The sequence below is a fragment of the Flavobacterium bomense genome, from assembly GCF_003970355.1.
The window spans coordinates 1-1,193 of the sequence record NZ_RYDJ01000179.1 but is presented as its reverse complement, the minus strand read 5'-3'; the positions used below and the strand labels follow the sequence as shown (position 1 = coordinate 1,193).

The following is a 1,193-nucleotide window of genomic DNA, read 5'->3' as shown; positions in this document are numbered from 1 at the left end:
GCCTTTGGTCCACGTAGTAAATTCTTCTTTGATTTCTTAAATGATGGCTTCAGCGGAGGGCGTGTGCTTTTTTCTCTTTTGTAATGTTCGATATGTACATCGTGCCGGCTCATAAGCCAGGCAATCTGTTCATTCAAGTCATAGAAGATGCAGAAGTGGTTTTATTATCCAAAGAAAATCAGGAACAATTGTATCACGACATTCCAAAGCTGGAACATTTCTTCCGGATTTTGACTGAAAATTCATTGGTAGCACATCAGGAACGATTAATGGATAATTTAAGCTTAACCGCCGAGGAACGCTTCGAAAAATTCTGCAACAAACACCACGACTTAATCCAGAAAGTTCCCCAAAAACAAATTGCCTCTTATTTAGGAGTAACTCCGGAATTTTTCAGCAAAATGAAAAGTAAGCTTTTGAGGAAATAATCAACAATTATTAAATAAAAAATAATTATTACATTTGTATAAAAATGATTTCAAATGATACCAAACAAACTCTTAAAAATATCATTAGCGGAACTATCATTGAAGGCAAAAATGATACGCTCACAACAACCCGAAATCAATTATGCACAAGCTTTAGAACAGATACAACTACTAAAAGAGATTTCGACAAACAATGCGAAATCAAAAAAGAGCAGGAAAAACAGCTAACCGATTATATTTCTTAAAATAATCTTTGTATAACTGACTTTTCAGATCAGGAAAATTATCTTACCGAAGGAGGCGAGGCCAAAATCTATTTCGGCAAAGACAATAAAAGTGTAATTAAACTTAACGATGCTATTTATTATTTCACTTGGTTGGATTCTTTCAACAGCTTATTTATTCATAATTTATTCTTTGAGGGAACAAAATATGAATTACTTGGCTTCAAAAGTTCAAACGAAACACTTTTTGCCGTTCTAAAACAAGCTTTTATTATTTCTGACAAACCCGTAAATTTGGATGATGTTAAGTATTTATTGGAATTTAATGGTTTTACAAACACACGCAGAAATGATTATTATAATCCTGAATTGGGATTAATATTAGAAGACATCCACGATGAAAATGTAATCGTGAATTCAAATGTACTATTCTTCATTGATACAGTTTTCTTTATCAACTTAAAAGAATAATTTGTTTTTTTTAATAATGTTGCTAAAATAATTTCTTAATCTACATTAAGTACCTTTTCTTACTTCCAGC

General features: G+C 31.7%; 3 protein-coding genes. All 3 read left to right on the top strand.

Translation table 11 applies throughout. The features are described 5' to 3' along the window. The first annotated feature begins 83 nt into the window (after positions 1-83). The 3 genes from EKL98_RS16545 to EKL98_RS16535 are packed head-to-tail and all read left to right on the top strand — an operon-like array spanning position 84 to position 1,123. A complete protein-coding gene (locus EKL98_RS16545; protein WP_233589479.1) occupies positions 84-428 on the top strand; it encodes a Crp/Fnr family transcriptional regulator in 345 nt (114 codons plus the stop codon). Between the two features lie 44 nt (positions 429-472). Further along, positions 473-673 carry a hypothetical protein gene (locus tag EKL98_RS16540; RefSeq protein WP_126563200.1) on the top strand — a complete coding sequence of 67 codons (201 nt, stop codon included), beginning with the start codon at positions 473-475 and terminating at the stop codon, positions 671-673. A 12-nt stretch (positions 674-685) separates the two neighbouring features. Then, positions 686-1,123: a putative polyvalent protein kinase domain-containing protein gene (locus tag EKL98_RS16535; protein ID WP_158618347.1), complete on the top strand. Its 438-nt coding sequence runs from the start codon at positions 686-688 to the stop codon at positions 1,121-1,123. Positions 1,124-1,193: the final 70 nt, after the last annotated feature.

Excerpts from the sequence above, each read along its gene's own strand:
- EKL98_RS16545 (WP_233589479.1), top strand. The coding sequence starts at position 84 with ATGTTCGATATGTACATCGTGCCGGCTCATAAGCCAGGCAATCTGTTC.
- EKL98_RS16540 (WP_126563200.1), top strand. The coding sequence starts at position 473 with ATGATTTCAAATGATACCAAACAAACTCTTAAAAATATCATTAGCGGA.